This window comes from Shewanella aestuarii (assembly GCF_014647215.1).
Taxonomy (GTDB): Bacteria; Pseudomonadota; Gammaproteobacteria; order Enterobacterales; family Shewanellaceae; genus Shewanella; species Shewanella aestuarii.
This window is the reverse complement of sequence record NZ_BMOT01000013.1, coordinates 47,675-63,086: the sequence shown is the minus strand read 5'-3', so window position 1 is coordinate 63,086 and position 15,412 is coordinate 47,675. Positions and strand designations below refer to the sequence as shown.

The 15,412-nt window shown below is 42.3% G+C and carries 14 protein-coding genes; 7 read left to right on the top strand and 7 right to left on the bottom strand.

Annotation, left to right across the window (positions count from 1 at the left end; translation table 11 throughout):
* Window positions 1-3: 3 nt before the first annotated feature.
* Genes gspE through gspC form a run of 3 tightly spaced genes read right to left on the bottom strand, consistent with a single transcriptional unit; the run spans window position 4 to window position 4,626 of the window.
* Window positions 4-1,557: a type II secretion system ATPase GspE gene (gene gspE, locus IEY03_RS15690; protein WP_229778361.1), complete on the bottom strand. Its 1,554-nt coding sequence runs from the start codon at window positions 1,555-1,557 to the stop codon at window positions 4-6.
* A complete protein-coding gene (gene gspD / locus IEY03_RS15685; protein WP_188843426.1) occupies window positions 1,550-3,685 on the bottom strand; it encodes a type II secretion system secretin GspD in 2,136 nt (711 codons plus the stop codon). Before gspD ends, gspE begins: the two co-directional genes overlap by 8 nt.
* Before the next feature lie 26 nt (window positions 3,686-3,711).
* Window positions 3,712-4,626, bottom strand: a complete 915-nt coding sequence (gene gspC / locus IEY03_RS15680) for a type II secretion system protein GspC (protein WP_188843424.1) — start codon at window positions 4,624-4,626, stop codon at window positions 3,712-3,714.
* Between the two features lie 253 nt (window positions 4,627-4,879).
* On the opposite strand from gspC, the gene hslR reads away from it, so the two are divergent.
* The 4 genes from hslR to IEY03_RS15660 all read left to right on the top strand — a co-directional run bounded on the left by hslR (window position 4,880) and on the right by IEY03_RS15660 (window position 10,059).
* On the top strand, window positions 4,880-5,278 hold the full coding sequence (gene hslR, locus IEY03_RS15675) for a ribosome-associated heat shock protein Hsp15 (RefSeq protein WP_188843422.1): 399 nt from the start codon (window positions 4,880-4,882) through the stop codon (window positions 5,276-5,278).
* Window positions 5,279-5,322: 44 nt separating this feature from the next.
* Window positions 5,323-6,183, top strand: coding sequence for an Hsp33 family molecular chaperone HslO (gene hslO / locus IEY03_RS15670; protein ID WP_188843420.1), 861 nt, complete (start codon window positions 5,323-5,325; stop codon window positions 6,181-6,183).
* Between the two features lie 242 nt (window positions 6,184-6,425).
* Complete coding sequence (locus IEY03_RS15665) at window positions 6,426-7,988, top strand: phosphoenolpyruvate carboxykinase (protein WP_268239004.1); 1,563 nt, start codon at window positions 6,426-6,428, stop codon at window positions 7,986-7,988.
* Between the two features lie 172 nt (window positions 7,989-8,160).
* Window positions 8,161-10,059 carry a M14 family metallopeptidase gene (locus IEY03_RS15660; RefSeq protein ID WP_373290878.1) on the top strand — a complete coding sequence of 633 codons (1,899 nt, stop codon included), beginning with the start codon at window positions 8,161-8,163 and terminating at the stop codon, window positions 10,057-10,059.
* Window positions 10,060-10,116: 57 nt separating this feature from the next.
* On the opposite strand, the gene IEY03_RS15655 is transcribed toward IEY03_RS15660, so the two are convergent.
* The gene (locus IEY03_RS15655; RefSeq protein ID WP_188843415.1) at window positions 10,117-10,965 is read right to left on the bottom strand and encodes a transporter substrate-binding domain-containing protein; all 849 of its coding nucleotides are present in this window, start codon (window positions 10,963-10,965) and stop codon (window positions 10,117-10,119) included.
* A gap of 156 nt (window positions 10,966-11,121) precedes the next feature.
* A complete protein-coding gene (locus IEY03_RS15650) occupies window positions 11,122-11,397 on the bottom strand; it encodes a GIY-YIG nuclease family protein (protein WP_188843413.1) in 276 nt (91 codons plus the stop codon).
* A gap of 117 nt (window positions 11,398-11,514) precedes the next feature.
* Here IEY03_RS15650 and moeA point away from each other — a divergent pair, with 117 nt between their 5' ends.
* Window positions 11,515-12,768, top strand: a complete 1,254-nt coding sequence (gene moeA / locus IEY03_RS15645; RefSeq protein ID WP_188843411.1) for a molybdopterin molybdotransferase MoeA — start codon at window positions 11,515-11,517, stop codon at window positions 12,766-12,768.
* An 8-nt stretch (window positions 12,769-12,776) separates the two neighbouring features.
* Window positions 12,777-13,559, top strand: coding sequence for a molybdopterin-synthase adenylyltransferase MoeB (moeB, locus tag IEY03_RS15640; protein ID WP_188843409.1), 783 nt, complete (start codon window positions 12,777-12,779; stop codon window positions 13,557-13,559).
* On the opposite strand, the gene IEY03_RS15635 is transcribed toward moeB, so the two are convergent.
* A complete protein-coding gene (locus tag IEY03_RS15635) occupies window positions 13,556-13,747 on the bottom strand; it encodes a DUF2986 domain-containing protein (RefSeq protein WP_188843407.1) in 192 nt (63 codons plus the stop codon). The two genes, moeB and IEY03_RS15635, sit on opposite strands and share 4 nt — an antisense overlap.
* Window positions 13,748-13,863: 116 nt before the next feature.
* The gene (locus IEY03_RS15630; protein WP_188843405.1) at window positions 13,864-14,031 is read right to left on the bottom strand and encodes a YqaE/Pmp3 family membrane protein; all 168 of its coding nucleotides are present in this window, start codon (window positions 14,029-14,031) and stop codon (window positions 13,864-13,866) included.
* Between the two features lie 228 nt (window positions 14,032-14,259).
* Here IEY03_RS15630 and IEY03_RS15625 point away from each other — a divergent pair, with 228 nt between their 5' ends.
* Window positions 14,260-15,369, top strand: coding sequence for a GGDEF domain-containing protein (locus tag IEY03_RS15625; RefSeq protein ID WP_188843403.1), 1,110 nt, complete (start codon window positions 14,260-14,262; stop codon window positions 15,367-15,369).
* The last annotated feature ends 43 nt before the right edge of the window (window positions 15,370-15,412 follow it).

Genomic DNA, 15,412 nt, shown 5'->3' with positions numbered 1-15,412 from the left:
TGATTATTCCTCGCGAGTCACGCGTAGCACTTCTTCAAGTGTCGTTACGCCAGCAAGAACTTTACTCATTCCATCGTGACGAATACTTGGGATCGCCTTGCGCACATATTTTTCAATCGCTAACTCACCTCGGCCACCGTGTATCAGCTCACGCACATTGTCATCAACCACCAACAATTCGTGAATACCGGTTCGACCACGATAGCCATTCTCACCACAGAATTTACACCCTTTAGCGCGATATATCACTCGGGTGTCATTCGCGGTAATGCCTAACAGCTCTCGCTCACGATCATCAGGCTCATGGGCTTCTTTACATTTGGGACACAGGGTACGAATAAGTCGTTGTGCTAACACCCCTAATAAACTCGAAGACACAAGAAAAGGTTCAACACCCATATCTTGTAAACGCGTGATAGCACCCGATGCGGTATTAGTATGTAGAGTAGATATCACTAAATGGCCAGTTAATGAGGCTTGAACAGCAATTTGAGCCGTTTCTAAATCACGAATTTCTCCGATCATTACCACATCAGGATCTTGACGTAATATTGCCCGTAACCCTCTAGCGAAGGTCATATCCACTTTGGTATTTACTTGAGTTTGCCCAATGCCCTCAAGTTCATATTCAATCGGATCTTCCACCGTTAAAATATTGGTATCTTTAGAGTTAATTTCAGTTAACCCGGCATATAAGGTGGTACTTTTACCTGAACCTGTTGGTCCGGTCACCAAAATAATTCCGTGGGGTTTACGAATAAGTTGATCGAAGGTTTCACGAATGCTTGGGGTCATACCCAATTGCTGTAAATCTAGGTTACCGGTATTTTTATCCAGTAGACGCATTACCACGCGTTCGCCATGGCTCGATGGCATGGTCGACACCCGCACATCCACTGCTCGGCCAGCGATACGCAACGAAATACGGCCATCCTGTGGTACGCGTTTTTCGGCGATATCGAGGCGCGCCATAACTTTGATACGTGAGACCAATAAAGATGATAATTTACGATTCGGTTTCAGCACTTCTTTTAATACACCGTCGATACGGAAACGCACAATAAGCTGTTTCTCATAGGTTTCGACGTGAATATCTGAGGCTTCTTCTTTAATCGCTTCCGATAATAAAGCGTTAATCAATTTAATGATTGGCGCATCATCATCACCTTCTAACAAGTCTTCTGTTTGCGGTAATTCTTCAGCGAGGGTGAATAAATCCATTTCATTGCCAATGTCTTCCATTAGCTGCTGCGCTTCTGATGAATTCGCTTGATACGCTTTAGTCAGCTTGGCTTCAAAAGCCGTCTTTTCCAACTTAAACAAAGGTAAGTCTTTACCTGTGTAGCGACGAACTTCAAGCATAGCTTCAATCGGCGTTGCTTCTGTATAAAACAACGACAATTGCTCATTTTCTTGGGCAAGCACTAACTGAAACCGATGTGCGAACGTAAATGGCAGTCGCTCTTTACTGTTAGAGCGAAACACCTCATCGCCTTCCACTTCTAGCGCTAACTCTTGTGAGGCCAGCACGAGTGGGTCAATCGCGCTATCAGTCATTGGTATTCTCACTGTCATTGGTGTCAACTTGCTTGTTGTCACTGATGCTCTTTAGCGTTGAATCTGTTTGGCGCATCTTAGTCTCTAAGCCATCACCATTTTTGTAACGCTCAAGCACTTCATTCACTTCGGCTGGTAAATAAGCTTCTTGATCCCACTCTTCCAACACTGGCACTTGAGAATTAGGCATTAAATTAATCCCTCTTTCTTGCTGATCAAGTTGTAGAGCTCTGAAGTAATTATATTTACGACCAGCAATACCTTCCATCGTAATACCATCGCGGATAATAGTTGGCTTAATGAAGATCATTAAGTTTTTCTTTTTCTTACCGCTAGAAGATGACTTAAATAGATGACCAATTACCGGAATATCACCTAAAAATGGCACTTTTTGGACACTTTCTTGAACTTCTTCGTTAATCAAACCGCCTAACACTACAATTTGCCCTGAATCAGCCATTACGGTTGTGGTTAAACGACGAGTTGCAAAGGTAACGTCAACACCGGTTTTACCGTTGATACCTGACACCTCTTGCTCAATGGTTAACTTAACTGAACTGCCCTCGTTAATTTGAGGTACCACTTTCAGTTTTACACCCACTTCTTTACGTTCAACGGTTTGGAATGGGTTGGAGTTACCGTTACTTGAGTTTTGGCTACCAGTTAAAATGGGGACTTCATCACCCACAATAAATGACGCTTCTTGGTTATCAAGTGTAGTAATCGAAGGTGTTGCTAAAACGTTTGAATTAGTGTCGCTTGATACCGCTTGGATCAAAGCACCAAAATCCCCCATTGCTACACCCCATGCCATGCCATTCACTTTGCCTAATGCTTGCGCGAGTAAAGTGATATCGCCCGGGGTATCTGGATTATCGGTACACTCTTTATTATCGCCAGCACCACTACAAGATTGCGAGGCTTTTTGATCGCGCGCATTCCACACACCGGCACCAATTTCACCAATGGTTGGGCCTAGGTTATTAAACTGAGTGGCACCACCGGCTTCGGTCGCCCATTGAATGCCAAAGCCAACATCATCACCCTCTGCGACTTCAACAATAATCGCTTCAACTAATACTTGTGCACGGCGAATATCTAGCTGACTAATCACATTTTCGATGGTACGCAATTGGTCTGGTTCAGCACTAATGACCAGCGCGTTAGTATCTGGGTGAGCCATGATATTAATTTCGTTGCGGCGCTTACTGCCACCTTGTTGCTGTGCGCCGTCTTTGTCACTTTGCAGGTTTTGAGCAAATCCAGTTAATACTTCAACTAAATCCTCTGCTTTGGCATAGCGTAGATAACGTACTTTAGTGTTGCCCGTATTGGCTTGCTCAGCATCAAGACGTTTGATTAACTCAACAACACGTTGACGGCTTTTCTCATCACCACTCACAACCACCGCATTAATACGTTCATCAGCAACCACTTTTGGCGCTTGGCCAGGCAATTGTGCTTGGTTGGCACTTGAACGATAAAGCGTATCAATAATACGAACAATTTCACCCGCTGACGCAAATTCTAACGAAACAACTTGGACCGCTGTGTCACCTTGCTTATCAACACGACGGACAATATCAACCAGCTTGTTCACAACGGCGGCGCGACCTGAAATCATTAATACGTTCGATGGGTCGTAGTTCACAACGTTACCGCCACCAGCATTATCGTTTAACTGACGTAACAGTGGAGCCAATTGTTTGGCTTCGGTGTTATACAGCGCGACGATACGGGTCACCATTTCATCCCCTAATCCAGGAGATGAGTCATCAGCGACTCTAATTGCTGCGGTTTTGGCATCTTTATCTTTAATAACTTTAATGACCTGGTTTTCCATTTCAACCACGGCATAACCATAAACTTGTAATACATTCAAAAAGAATTGGTAGTACTGTTCATCACTCAATAAATCATAACTGCGGACGTTAATTTTACCGCGTACTGTGGGATCAACTATGATGGTTTTATTAAGATTTTTACCAACAATATTGATAAACTCTTGAATGTCTGTGCCTTTAAAATTAGCAGCATATTGTTCCGACCAAGCGCCATGAGAAGCAAGCATTGCAGCACCCGCTAGCATGCCAGCAAAAATCTTGTGTCGAAGTCCTTTATTATTCATTCTTGTTATTCCCCTAATGCCACTACTTATTCTGGCAAACTAAACATGATTTCGACCAATTGCCCTTCGCGTTCAACCATAACTGACATTTCGGTTAACTCTGGCAATTGCGCCATCACTTCTAATGCTTGACCCATATCGGTCAAATCAAATCCATTAATTGATTTCGCCAAATCGCTAGGTTGAAAACCCGCCTGCTTAAACAGTGCGGCATCTTTACCCGGATTTAAACGATAACCAGCCACCTCACCGTCTTTTTGCACTGGTGATATAGCGATAAAATCAGTAATTTTACTGGGATCGGCCAATAACTCTTCGCGTGAGTTAGCCAGTTCGGTTGAAAACTCACTATTGCGGCGATCCACTTGCTGAACATTACGTTGATTGCTTTTAGCTTGTTGAAGCTGTTGGTTTACTTCGCTTTGAGTGATGTACTTTAAGCCATCCAACATTAAGGTTTCGTAACGTCCTGCATTGGTAATAATAATTCGGTCGGCATACACCTCTTTTAGTGACGCAGAAGTGCCTTTAATTTTATCACCAAGGCTATACGTTTCTTGGCTGCCGCTAGACTCAATGATCGCCAGCCCGTTTTGTTCTGCTGTAGAGGCAACCACACCCGTTAACTGAATAGATAAGTTTGTTTTAGGCGCGTCGGTAATTTGTTCAACCACTTCAACTTTGGGCTTAGTGGCACCGGCATCATGCTTACCGAACAACAGTAAATCGCGCACAGCATCAAGCTCCACCTGTTTAGCGGCGGTAGAGGAAATGGGGGATGGTTGCCATGTAGCCTGGTTATCAGACATAGGCATTAACTTCCATGTGATTTGCGCCGCAAGCAGCAACGCAACAATCAGACCCACCCAAAAAACGGCATTACTCACTTGCTTATGCGGAATAATCGCCGCTTTGGAGATCAGTTTATCTAATAAATCCATAGTCTTGTGGACCCTCTATACCTTTACAGTACAGGCCTCTGTTTATGTTGTTAATTTAGCAATAGCTACTCATGCTAACCTACACTGCAATCAGCAACAAGCCCAGAGCAGATCAATTGGCGAAATACAGCAAAATATGCTAACTTTGCGCGCCTGAAAAGGTTGTGAGGGGTGCCTCTTTTTACAATGATACTTTATTGAAATGACGGTAAAATGACTCAGCTTGTGAACTCTGTCCTGTTTTGGGGGTATTTTGAAAATTGATAATCCAGATAAAACCTCTGTCAGACTTGATAAATGGCTGTGGGCAGCCCGTTTTTATAAGACTCGTGCGTTAGCCAAAGACATGATTAATGGCGGTAAAGTGCACTATAACGGTCAGCGTAGTAAATCCAGTAAAAACGCTGAACTGGGTGCCAAAATTCGTATACGCCAAGGGCATGATGATCGCGAAGTGATTATTACCAAGTTATCAGAGCAGCGCCAAAGTGCGGCGATAGCGCAGACACTTTACCAAGAAACTGAGCAAAGTATCACTAAACGTGAATTTAATGCCGAAGCCAGACGACTAAATATATTGAATAATCCGGCGCCAGAGCATAAGCCGGATAAAAAACAGCGCAGACAACTTTTGCGTTTTAAAGACTTATAGAATTCATCGATATTTCAACCATCGATTTATAGAAGAGACACGTTATGACTCACGATATGTTACACCGCTATTTGTTTGATGATGCAGATGTTCGTGGCGAAGTTGTTCAACTTCAAGACTGTTATCAACAAGTGCTATCTGCTCATGATTATCCATTAGCGGTTCAACACTTATTAGGTGAATTAATGGCAGCCACGTCATTACTGACCGCAACCATCAAATTTACCGGAGATATTAGCGTGCAGCTACAAGGTGATGGCCCGGTATCACTTGCCGTAATCAACGGTAACAACAAGCAAGTTATGCGCGGCGTTTCACGTTGGGATGGTGCAATTGCTGACGATGCCAGTTTGCAACAAATGCTAGGTAAAGGTTACATGGTGATCACGCTAACACCTGATGAAGGTGAACGTTACCAAGGTATTGTGTCATTAGACCACCCAAATCTTGCTGCCTGTTTAGAAGAGTATTTCAATCAATCTGAGCAGTTACCTACGCAAATTCAACTATTTGCTAACGGAAAACAAGCTGCAGGCATGTTATTACAAGTTTTACCGTCGAAATCTGCAAAAAATGAAGATTACGAGCATTTATCTACCCTAACTGCCACGATTAAAGCTGAAGAGTTATATACCTTAGACGCTGAGCAAGTTCTGCATCGCCTGTATCACCAAGAGCAAGTACGGTTATTTGATCCTGTTGACGTCACCTTTAAGTGCAGTTGTTCACGCGAACGCAGTGCCGCGGCTATCCGCACCATTTCACAAGCAGAAGTGGAACAAATTTTGGCGGAAGAAGGTAAAATTGAAATGGGCTGCGAATATTGCTCTGTCATGTACACCTTCGATGGCATCGACATCGCCTCCATTTATGCGATTAGTCCAAGCAACGATACCGCTCAATAATCTTACAACGTTACACAACCCTGTAAGGGTTTCATGAAAAAAGGCGCTTTAAGCGCCTTTTTTGTCTTTGTTCGCAACAAAAAACAGATAAACCCGAAAAACTTTCAAAAAAATTACCAAACTGTTCGTTACCCAGCCCCTAACATAAGTTACAATCGAGTTACTGAACGACATACAGGCTTGGCCAATAATAATAGTCTTTCAGAAAACCTCTTTTTGAAGCTTTAGAGCGAAAACGACCTATAAACTTGGAGATTTACACTATGGCGGATGTATCAAACCGCGTTCACCTTAATCCGACAACAGCTCAACTTGTAGAAATTGCGCTTCTTCGTGGAGAAGGTCAACTTACCGCAAACGGTGCATTAGTGGCAAAAACGGGCGAAAGAACAGGACGTTCCCCGAATGATCGTTTTATTGTTAAAGAATCAGGTTCCGAAAGCGAAATCGAATGGGGTAATGTAAACCGCCCATTTGATGCTGGAAAATTTGATGCATTATGGGGACGTGTAGAAGCTTACTTAGCAGACAAAGAGTTATTTATGTCTGAATTAGAAGTTGGCGCAGATGATGACCATTATTTACCGATTAAAGTCACCACTGAATATGCATGGCACCAAATTTTTGCACGTAACTTATTTATTACTCCAGAAACCTTCAACCGTGGCAACAAAGATGTTTGGCAAATAATTAATGCGCCGGGTTTTGTTTGTGTACCTGAGCGTGATGGTACCAATTCTGAAGCTACGGTAATTCTGAATTTTGCAGAACGTAAAGTATTGTTAGCGGGCCTTAAATACGCAGGCGAAATGAAAAAGTCGATGTTCTCAGTGCAGAACTTCCTTTTACCTGCCAAAGGCGTGTTACCAATGCATTGCTCTGCAAACGTAGGACATGATGGTGATACAACGTTATTCTTCGGTTTATCAGGTACAGGTAAAACAACCTTATCAGCCGATCCAAAGCGTTTCTTAATTGGCGATGACGAACATGGCTGGGCACCAGGCGGTGTATTTAACATCGAAGGCGGCTGCTACGCTAAATGTATCGATCTAAGCCAAAAGAACGAACCTGTAATTTGGGATGCGATTCGTTTCGGTACTGTGCTTGAAAACGTCGTGCTAGATGCTCAACGTTTACCTGATTATACCGACACAAGCCTAACCGAAAACAGCCGCGCAGCTTACCCACTTGAGCATATCGCCCAGCGTAAAGAAGAAAACCGCGGTGCAGAACCAAACTCTGTGGTGTTTTTAACCTGTGACGTTTCAGGTGTATTGCCACCGGTTTCGATACTTAATAAAGAACAGGCTGCATACCATTTCTTATCTGGTTATACCGCTAAAGTAGGTTCGACTGAAATGGGCTCAACTGCCGCAATTCAATCTACCTTCTCAACCTGTTTTGGTGCACCATTCTTCCCTCGCCCAGCTGGCGTGTACGCTGAATTATTAATGAAGCGTATTGAGTCTTTTGGCAGCCGTGTTTACCTAGTTAACACTGGCTGGACTGGCGGCCCTCACGGTGTGGGTAAGCGTTTTGACATTCCCACAACTCGCGCAATCGTTGATGCTATTGTGAGTGGCGAATTAAAAGACGTTGAAACTGTGCATATTGATAAGTTGAACTTAGATGTCCCTGTTGCAGTGACTGGCGTTGACAGCAAATTACTTAACCCAGTAAACACGTGGGCTGATAAAGCTGAATACAACAAGTACGCTCAGCAAATTGCACAAGAATTTGCGGCAAACTTTGTCAAGTATGATGTTTCAGACGCGATTAAAAATGCAGGCCCTAAAGCTTAACTCCCCTTGCTTTAAGGCAACATTTTAACCGTTTATAAGCCCTAACTCTGTTAGGGCTTTTTTTATGCAATCGATCTCTACCAGTTTAATAGGCTGCAACACTTAACACTTTACATTAAAAACATTAACTAAAGCCCTAGTTTGTAACAAGTCTTTAAATCCGCTTCTTTCGATGCAAAACATTGCTATTATGAGTCGTTCATTACCTCTTTCAAATCAACCTAATAATAATAATATTAAGAGAGCCATCATGCGCCTAATTGCTTTATCTACTTGTATTACTTCAATAATACTTTCTTCTGCCAGTTTCGCTCAAACACCAACAAACCATCAATTTATCAACGACGCAATTTTGCCACCCATCCATGTCTGGCAAGGTAAAAGTGAAGCGCTGTTAGTGGGCCATGATCACCCGTGGGTGACGCCATTTGAGCAACAAGAATATGTCACCAGTCCTGATTACACTCAAACCACCCAATGGTTAGATAAACTAGTGAGCAAAAGTGCAAACTTGCAGAAAGTAAGCATTGGCAAGAGCCCGCAAGGTCGAGACATCTGGATGATTATCGCCTCAAAAGAGGGTGCCGCATCAGCGCAACAACTCAGTAAAAATAACAAAGCAACAGTGCTGGTTCAGGCAGGGATCCATTCTGGTGAAATCGACGGTAAAGATGCTGGCATGATGTTATTACGGGATATGGCTTTCGGGGCAAAACAGGCATTACTCGATAACGTAAACTTACTGTTTATCCCAATCTTGTCGGTCGATGCACATGAGCGTAGCAATCAATATAACCGTGTGAATCAACGTGGCCCGGTCAATATGGGGTGGCGCACCACGGCAACCAACCTTAATTTAAACCGTGATTATGCCAAAGCCGATGCTGCAGAAATGCAGCACCTTTTAAAAGCCATCAACCAGTGGCAACCAGACTTATATATTGACGTGCATGTTACTGATGGCATTGATTACCAATACGACGTCACCTTTGGCTATAACGTAAAACAAGGTTACAGCCCAAGCATTTTTAATTGGCTAGAGGAAACCTATCGCCCAGAAGTGGAATCGGCACTAACGGCTCATGATCATATTCCTGGCAAACTGATTTTTGCCAACAACAATGCCGATATGAGCCAAGGTGTCTCGTATTGGAACCCAAGTCCTCGTTTTTCAAACGGTTATGGTGATGCGCGCCATTTACCGACAATTTTGATCGAGAATCACAGTTTGAAACCCTTCAAACAACGTGTTTTAGGGACTTATGTCATGCTAGAACAAACACTAAAAACGGTTGCAAACCATGCCGAATCATTAACAGCAGCGATCAAACAAGATCAGCAACGTCATTCCCCGCAAATAACCTTGACTTGGCAAAACGAGTCTCAACCTGATTGGGATTTTAAAGGCATTGATTATCGTATAGAGAAAAGTGCTATTAGCGGCGCAGATGTGGTTCGTTGGAATGGTCAGCCTAAACTATATGCCGCGCTACCCGTTATCGGTAACACCAAAGCGGATATTCAGGTTAAACGTCCAACGGCTTATTACATTCCCGCTCAATGGAAAGCGGTGATCGATAAATTAGCTTTACATGGTATTGAAGTCAGTACCTTAAACGCACCTGTGAATATTCGTGCCGAGCAATATCGATTTGAACAACCTCAATTTGGTCAAGCCGATTATGAAAGTCGCCAAACCGTGAGCGCTAAACTGATTTCAACTCAAATTGACACCACAATAGCCGCGGGAACCATTAAAGTCAGTACTGCACAACCTTTAGGTGATTTAGCGGTATTGTTACTTGAACCACAAGCTGAAGACTCTTTATTTTATTGGGGATTCTTCAATACTATTTTCACACTTACCGAGTACATAGAAGATTATGCCGTTGAACCATTAGCGGTAAAAATGCTGGCCGAAAATTCCAGCCTAAAAGCGGAATTTGAATTAGCATTACTAGACAAAAATTTTGCACAAGATAGCAAAGCAAGGTTGCGTTGGTTTTATGAACGCAGCCCATACTATGACGCACAATATCAAGTTTATCCTGTACTTAGAGGAATAGATTAACCTTATACTTTCTAATACAGACCGTTCGGAACGGCTGCAAATATTCGGTAAAATGAGTTATTGAGTTTTAGCGTCACTGTCAGCAACAGGAATACGCCACCATAGTTGAGCATTATTGGTTGGCGTAGTTGCTGGCAACTGAGGGTTAACTAAGTCGAATATGCGCGTATGGCTGAAACGCTCAAGTGGAAAAATATCTTTGGTAATCGGATGCTGTTGTAAGAAGAGCGCAAACTGACCACTCGCGATGAATTGAGTTAATCCGCGATGAATTCGTATTTGTAGTTGAGTGTTTTCTTTCTTTACAAAAAAATACATGGGAAGAGGATAACGCAGTAATACCTGTTCAAATGCTATAAACTCAGCATTTGTTGGCGCACCGAGTTCTGCATAAACTTCATTCAAGCCCCGAGGGAAGTAATCACAACGTTCTTGTTTGAGCATTGAATACATCAAGTTAAAACTAATCACGCGCTCCACAGCATAGCCATTAAACTCTAAAATATCTGAATCAGGCCATTGCGAACCTTGGCATGCTTTCAGTTTTTTGAGTTGTTCTTGAGTCGTAATCGCTTCAAATAATGCTAAATTTTTCTTTTTGATCACAGGCACACGAATACCCAATAACCCAGCGGTTAATGGTATGGCTATCGCGCCGTAACTTTGCTCTCTTTCAATACTTGTTCCAGCCCAAAAAACATCAAGAACATTTGAGTTGAGTAACTGCAAGCCTCGCGCTTGCGATACATTCATATCAAGATTAACAATGTTAACACTGCCATCACTCTCTTCGGTTTGCGCCATAATTTCAGCCAGTAAATCCTGATAAAAAGAATGACTAACATTGTCAGCAGACTGTGAAGATTCAATACGAATGACATTCTGTGCTTGGACGCTAAACGTCAAAATTGATAACCAAAATGCAATCATTAGCCTAGAAAATATCATATGTGGCGATGCCTTTAACAAGTATGGGTGTAATGCACTTATTATAATTTATACCTATATTACAGAGTTTTATTGGGATGAGTTGTTTTTGAGACAGGCGTTTGCTCATAAATATCAACAGCCTGTTGCAATCAAACTTATCTTTTTATCCCTTGAAAGTTTTTTTACTGCCATTTCACGTTTGGTTGCTGAGCTACGACAAGGTAGTGACTCCTGATAAACAAGCAACAGTGGCCCCTTACCTTTAAGAAATTTGGCTGCTTTGACACCGCTATTTTGATGTTCAGAAAAGCGTCGAGCAACATCTGTGGTGATCCCTGTATAAAAATGACCATTGGCACATTGAATTATGTACAAAAACCATGGCTTTGCTGATTTATTTTGTGGCATAGGTTATAAAAATCTTAAGTTGGATCATAAAACGCAGTGATTATCATGGCATACTAACCCACAATTTTTACCGTTTCACCTTAAGGTGGAAACCACTGGCTTATAAAGGAATATCTGATGGTATCAACTCAAGACCCTTGTGCTCAACCAACGTTATTGCATCCCGATGACGCCATAATTCAATTACTTGCCCAAGTTGATGCTACAAATGATTCAGAGGTCGTTGATTTACCTCATGCTATTGGTCGTGTACTGGCTGAAGACCTGACTTCGGGTATCGACCTGCCGCCCTTTGATAATTCAGCAATGGATGGTTATGCATTTCGATTTGAAGATTTAGAGACTCAAACACAAGAGACTAGATTAACGTTAGTAGGAAGCTCGTTTGCTGGGCACCCGTTTAGTGGTGAAGCCAAAAAGAATAGCTGCATTCGCATTATGACAGGCGCTCCTTTACTTGCGGGATATGACACAGTGCAAATGCAAGAAAAGTGCACCGCTAATGGCGAGCAGATTAATATTGCCCACCCAGCAAAAAAAGGCGCCAATGTCCGCGGCCGAGGTGAAGAATTAATCGCAGGCACAAAAGTCTTATTCAAAGGCACTCAAATTAGAGCGGCTGAAATGGGCGTTATCGCCACCATAGGTCTCAGTCAAGTCAGAGTGTCACGTATTATAAAGGTTGCTTTTTTCTCTACCGGTGATGAGCTTCGTCCCGTCGGCACCGAGCTGGCGCCAGGTCAAATTTACGATTCAAACCGCTACTCTATTCAAGGTCTAATGGCCAAGGCTAATGTCGAATGGATTGATCTTGGCGTGATCAAGGATGATAAAGAAGCCATCCGCGCAGCATTTAAAGAAGCGGCAGCTCAAGCCGACATGGTGCTCACTTCTGGTGGGGTATCTGTAGGTGATGCTGACTACACTAAACAAATTTTATCTGAAGAAGGCCAAATTACCTTCTGGAAACTGGCAATCAAGCCCGGTAAGCCGTTTGCTTTCGGTAAACTAGGCAAGGCGGTATTTTGTGGCTTACCAGGCAATCCTGTATCGTCAATGGTGACATTCTATAAGTTAGTGTGGCCTATTCTTAACAAGATGCAGGGCTTGCCTAATAAAGCCGCTGTAACCTATCAGGCAAAACTAACAACCGCTATTCGTAAGCAGCCCGGTCGTGTGGAATACCAACGTGGCGTGCTAACACAAAACGCACAAGGTGAACTTGAAGTGGCAGTGACAGGAGGGCAAGGTTCAGGCATGTTAACCTCTATGAGTATCGCTAATTGCTTTATCAATCTTGCGCAATTCCAAGCCGATGTTGAGGTTGGTACCCTAGTGAATGTTGAACCCTTTAACAGCGTTTTAAGCTAGGAGCCTGTATGAGTCAAGTAACTGATGTTCAACCGGACGAGCTACTTACAGATAATGAAATGCTGCGTTATAGCCGTCAGATATCAATTAAAGCCATGGATATTGACGGACAAGAAAAGTTGAAACTGGCCAAAGTATTGATCATCGGTGCTGGAGGATTAGGCTGTGCCGCCAGTCAGTATCTAGCCGTAGCGGGTGTTGGAGAGATGACACTGGTTGATTTTGATACCGTGGAATTGTCCAATTTGCAGCGCCAAGTCTTGCATCAGGATGCCAATATTGGTCAGGCCAAAGTTGACTCAGCGAAACAGACACTCAATCAACTTAATCCTTTAATTACCATCAATACCTGCAATGCGCTGCTTGATGAACAGCAACTTGAAGAGTTGGTCGTGCAACACTCTTTAGTGTTGGATTGCACCGATAATGTGTTAGTTCGTGAGCAGCTAAACCTCAGCTGCTTAAAGCATCACAAACCCTTTATTTCCGCCGCCGCAATTAGAATGGAAGGTACGGTTACGGTATTTGATTACCAAGCCAACAGCCCTTGTTACCATTGTTATAGTCAACTGTTCGGAGAACAACACTTAACCTGTGTTGAGTCAGGCATTCTGGCGCCTGTGGTTGGGCTGATAGGCTGCATTCAAGCCACAGAAGCCATAAAAGTGATTGCGGGGATGGGGCAAAGCCTCTCTGGGCGCATTCTGATGATTGATGCAATGACCATGGAGTTTCGACAAATGAAACTCACAAAACAGCCTAAATGTTCAGTCTGTAGTCCAGCAAATTAATCGGCTTTCGTTGATGGGCTTGGCTCGCTAGATAGACTGCTAGAAACTAAAGCTTCTACCTCTGTGCCAGCAAGTAAGGCACGTTCCGCTTTAGAAATATATTGAGGCTTATTGCCAGTGAGTAACTTTTTATTGGCTTTTTTAGCTTTTGCTTTCAGCGTTTGGTTAATCTTCTTTTTACGATTCATATTCGGTCAGTTCAAAGAGCAGTGACACATTATAGCACTTGAACACTTAATCTTTCATCAAGGTTACTGCTTGAACTATAAACTTAAACAAGTTCAAGCAGTCAAATACACCATTTCTATTCTTGTAGCACAACCCATATTGCATGGATTAACCCTGGAACAAAAAAGAAAATGCACAATAAAATATTGATCAGTAGGTCTTTACCGGCACCTTTTTTCAGAAACACCGCCACAGGGGGGAGTAAGATTGCAATAATGACTAATAATAATTTGTTTGTGTCCATGTTATGTCACATCCTAATTTAACAAATTGATACAAGTCATCAGCTTACACACGAAAATCAGGATTATCCACTACAAAAAGCTATCTTATATCCTCAAAGCCTACTATTCTAAAAAAACTATAATAAAAATAGATACACCTTTATAAGCTGATGCCAAACGAGATTAGTTTTATTTATATACAGTTTTTTGGCGTTATTGCCATTATTGGAGCATTTGCTTGGGGACTAATGACGTCTCCACTGCGCATAGCCCCTAAAGCCAGTCGTCTATTCTCCTTAGCTAATTTATGTATGTTTTTCGGCATGGTTTTATATTTTTACCGCTCTGACACCGTCAGTTATTTGCATTGGTATTTTACCGATATGCTATTCACCTTCGGTTTTTGTTTGTTACGCTGGGGGGGATTACATTTATTCAAGCAAAAGCTGACCTATCAAACTGACCTGACCATTTTCAGTCTGACAATTTTATTAATGTTACTCATTCCCCCTCAGGTAGCTTACGCGTCTTACTTAATGATCATTGCCAGCTTTGGGTCAAGTTTACTGTTTTTCTTTATCTCTAGAGATAATTATCAAGCCATTCGAAAAAGCTTATCCATTTTTTATTCATTGATGCTGACTTTGCCCTTTATTCTGGCCACGCTATTTTTTATAAGTCGATTTGCATTGTTACTTATCTTTACTGAACACCAGCCTATTATTGAAACATTAACCACGTTAAAGTCACCCGTTGTTTTATGGGCTTATATTGGTTTTATTTTAAGTATTAATTGTGTTTTATTTGGCAACGCGCTGACACGTTTAGTATACAAAATCCATAAACTAGCCAAGAAAGATCAACTGACAGGTTTATGGAATCGTCATGCATTAATGACCAGGCTAGATTTAGTCGATGCACTTTGGCACAGAGAACATCAAGCTTACAGTTTATTATTATTAGATTTAGACCATTTTAAACGAATCAACGATACCTATGGTCACTTATGTGGGGATGCTGCATTGCAGCATGTCGCGACTATTTTAAAAAGATCACTTCGAAAAGTGGACTTCATCTGTCGTTTCGGTGGAGAAGAGTTTTTGATCATCTTGCCAGCAACCGATGCAGAAAAAGCCTATTTTGTGGCTGAAAAATTACAGGCACAAATAAACCAAAATAATTGTAAATGGCAACAACATACCATCGAGGTTCAAGTGAGTATCGGCTATGCCACTATTGACCAAAGCCTCTCGGTTGAGCAATTGTTGCAGCTAGCCGATGAAGGGATGTATTGTGCTAAGCAACAAGGAAGAAATACTATCAGTACATTAACGCCACCGCAGAATACGACAACGTAATAACCTCGGCATATGCAATCTAGCTATGTAACGGTAAATCTTA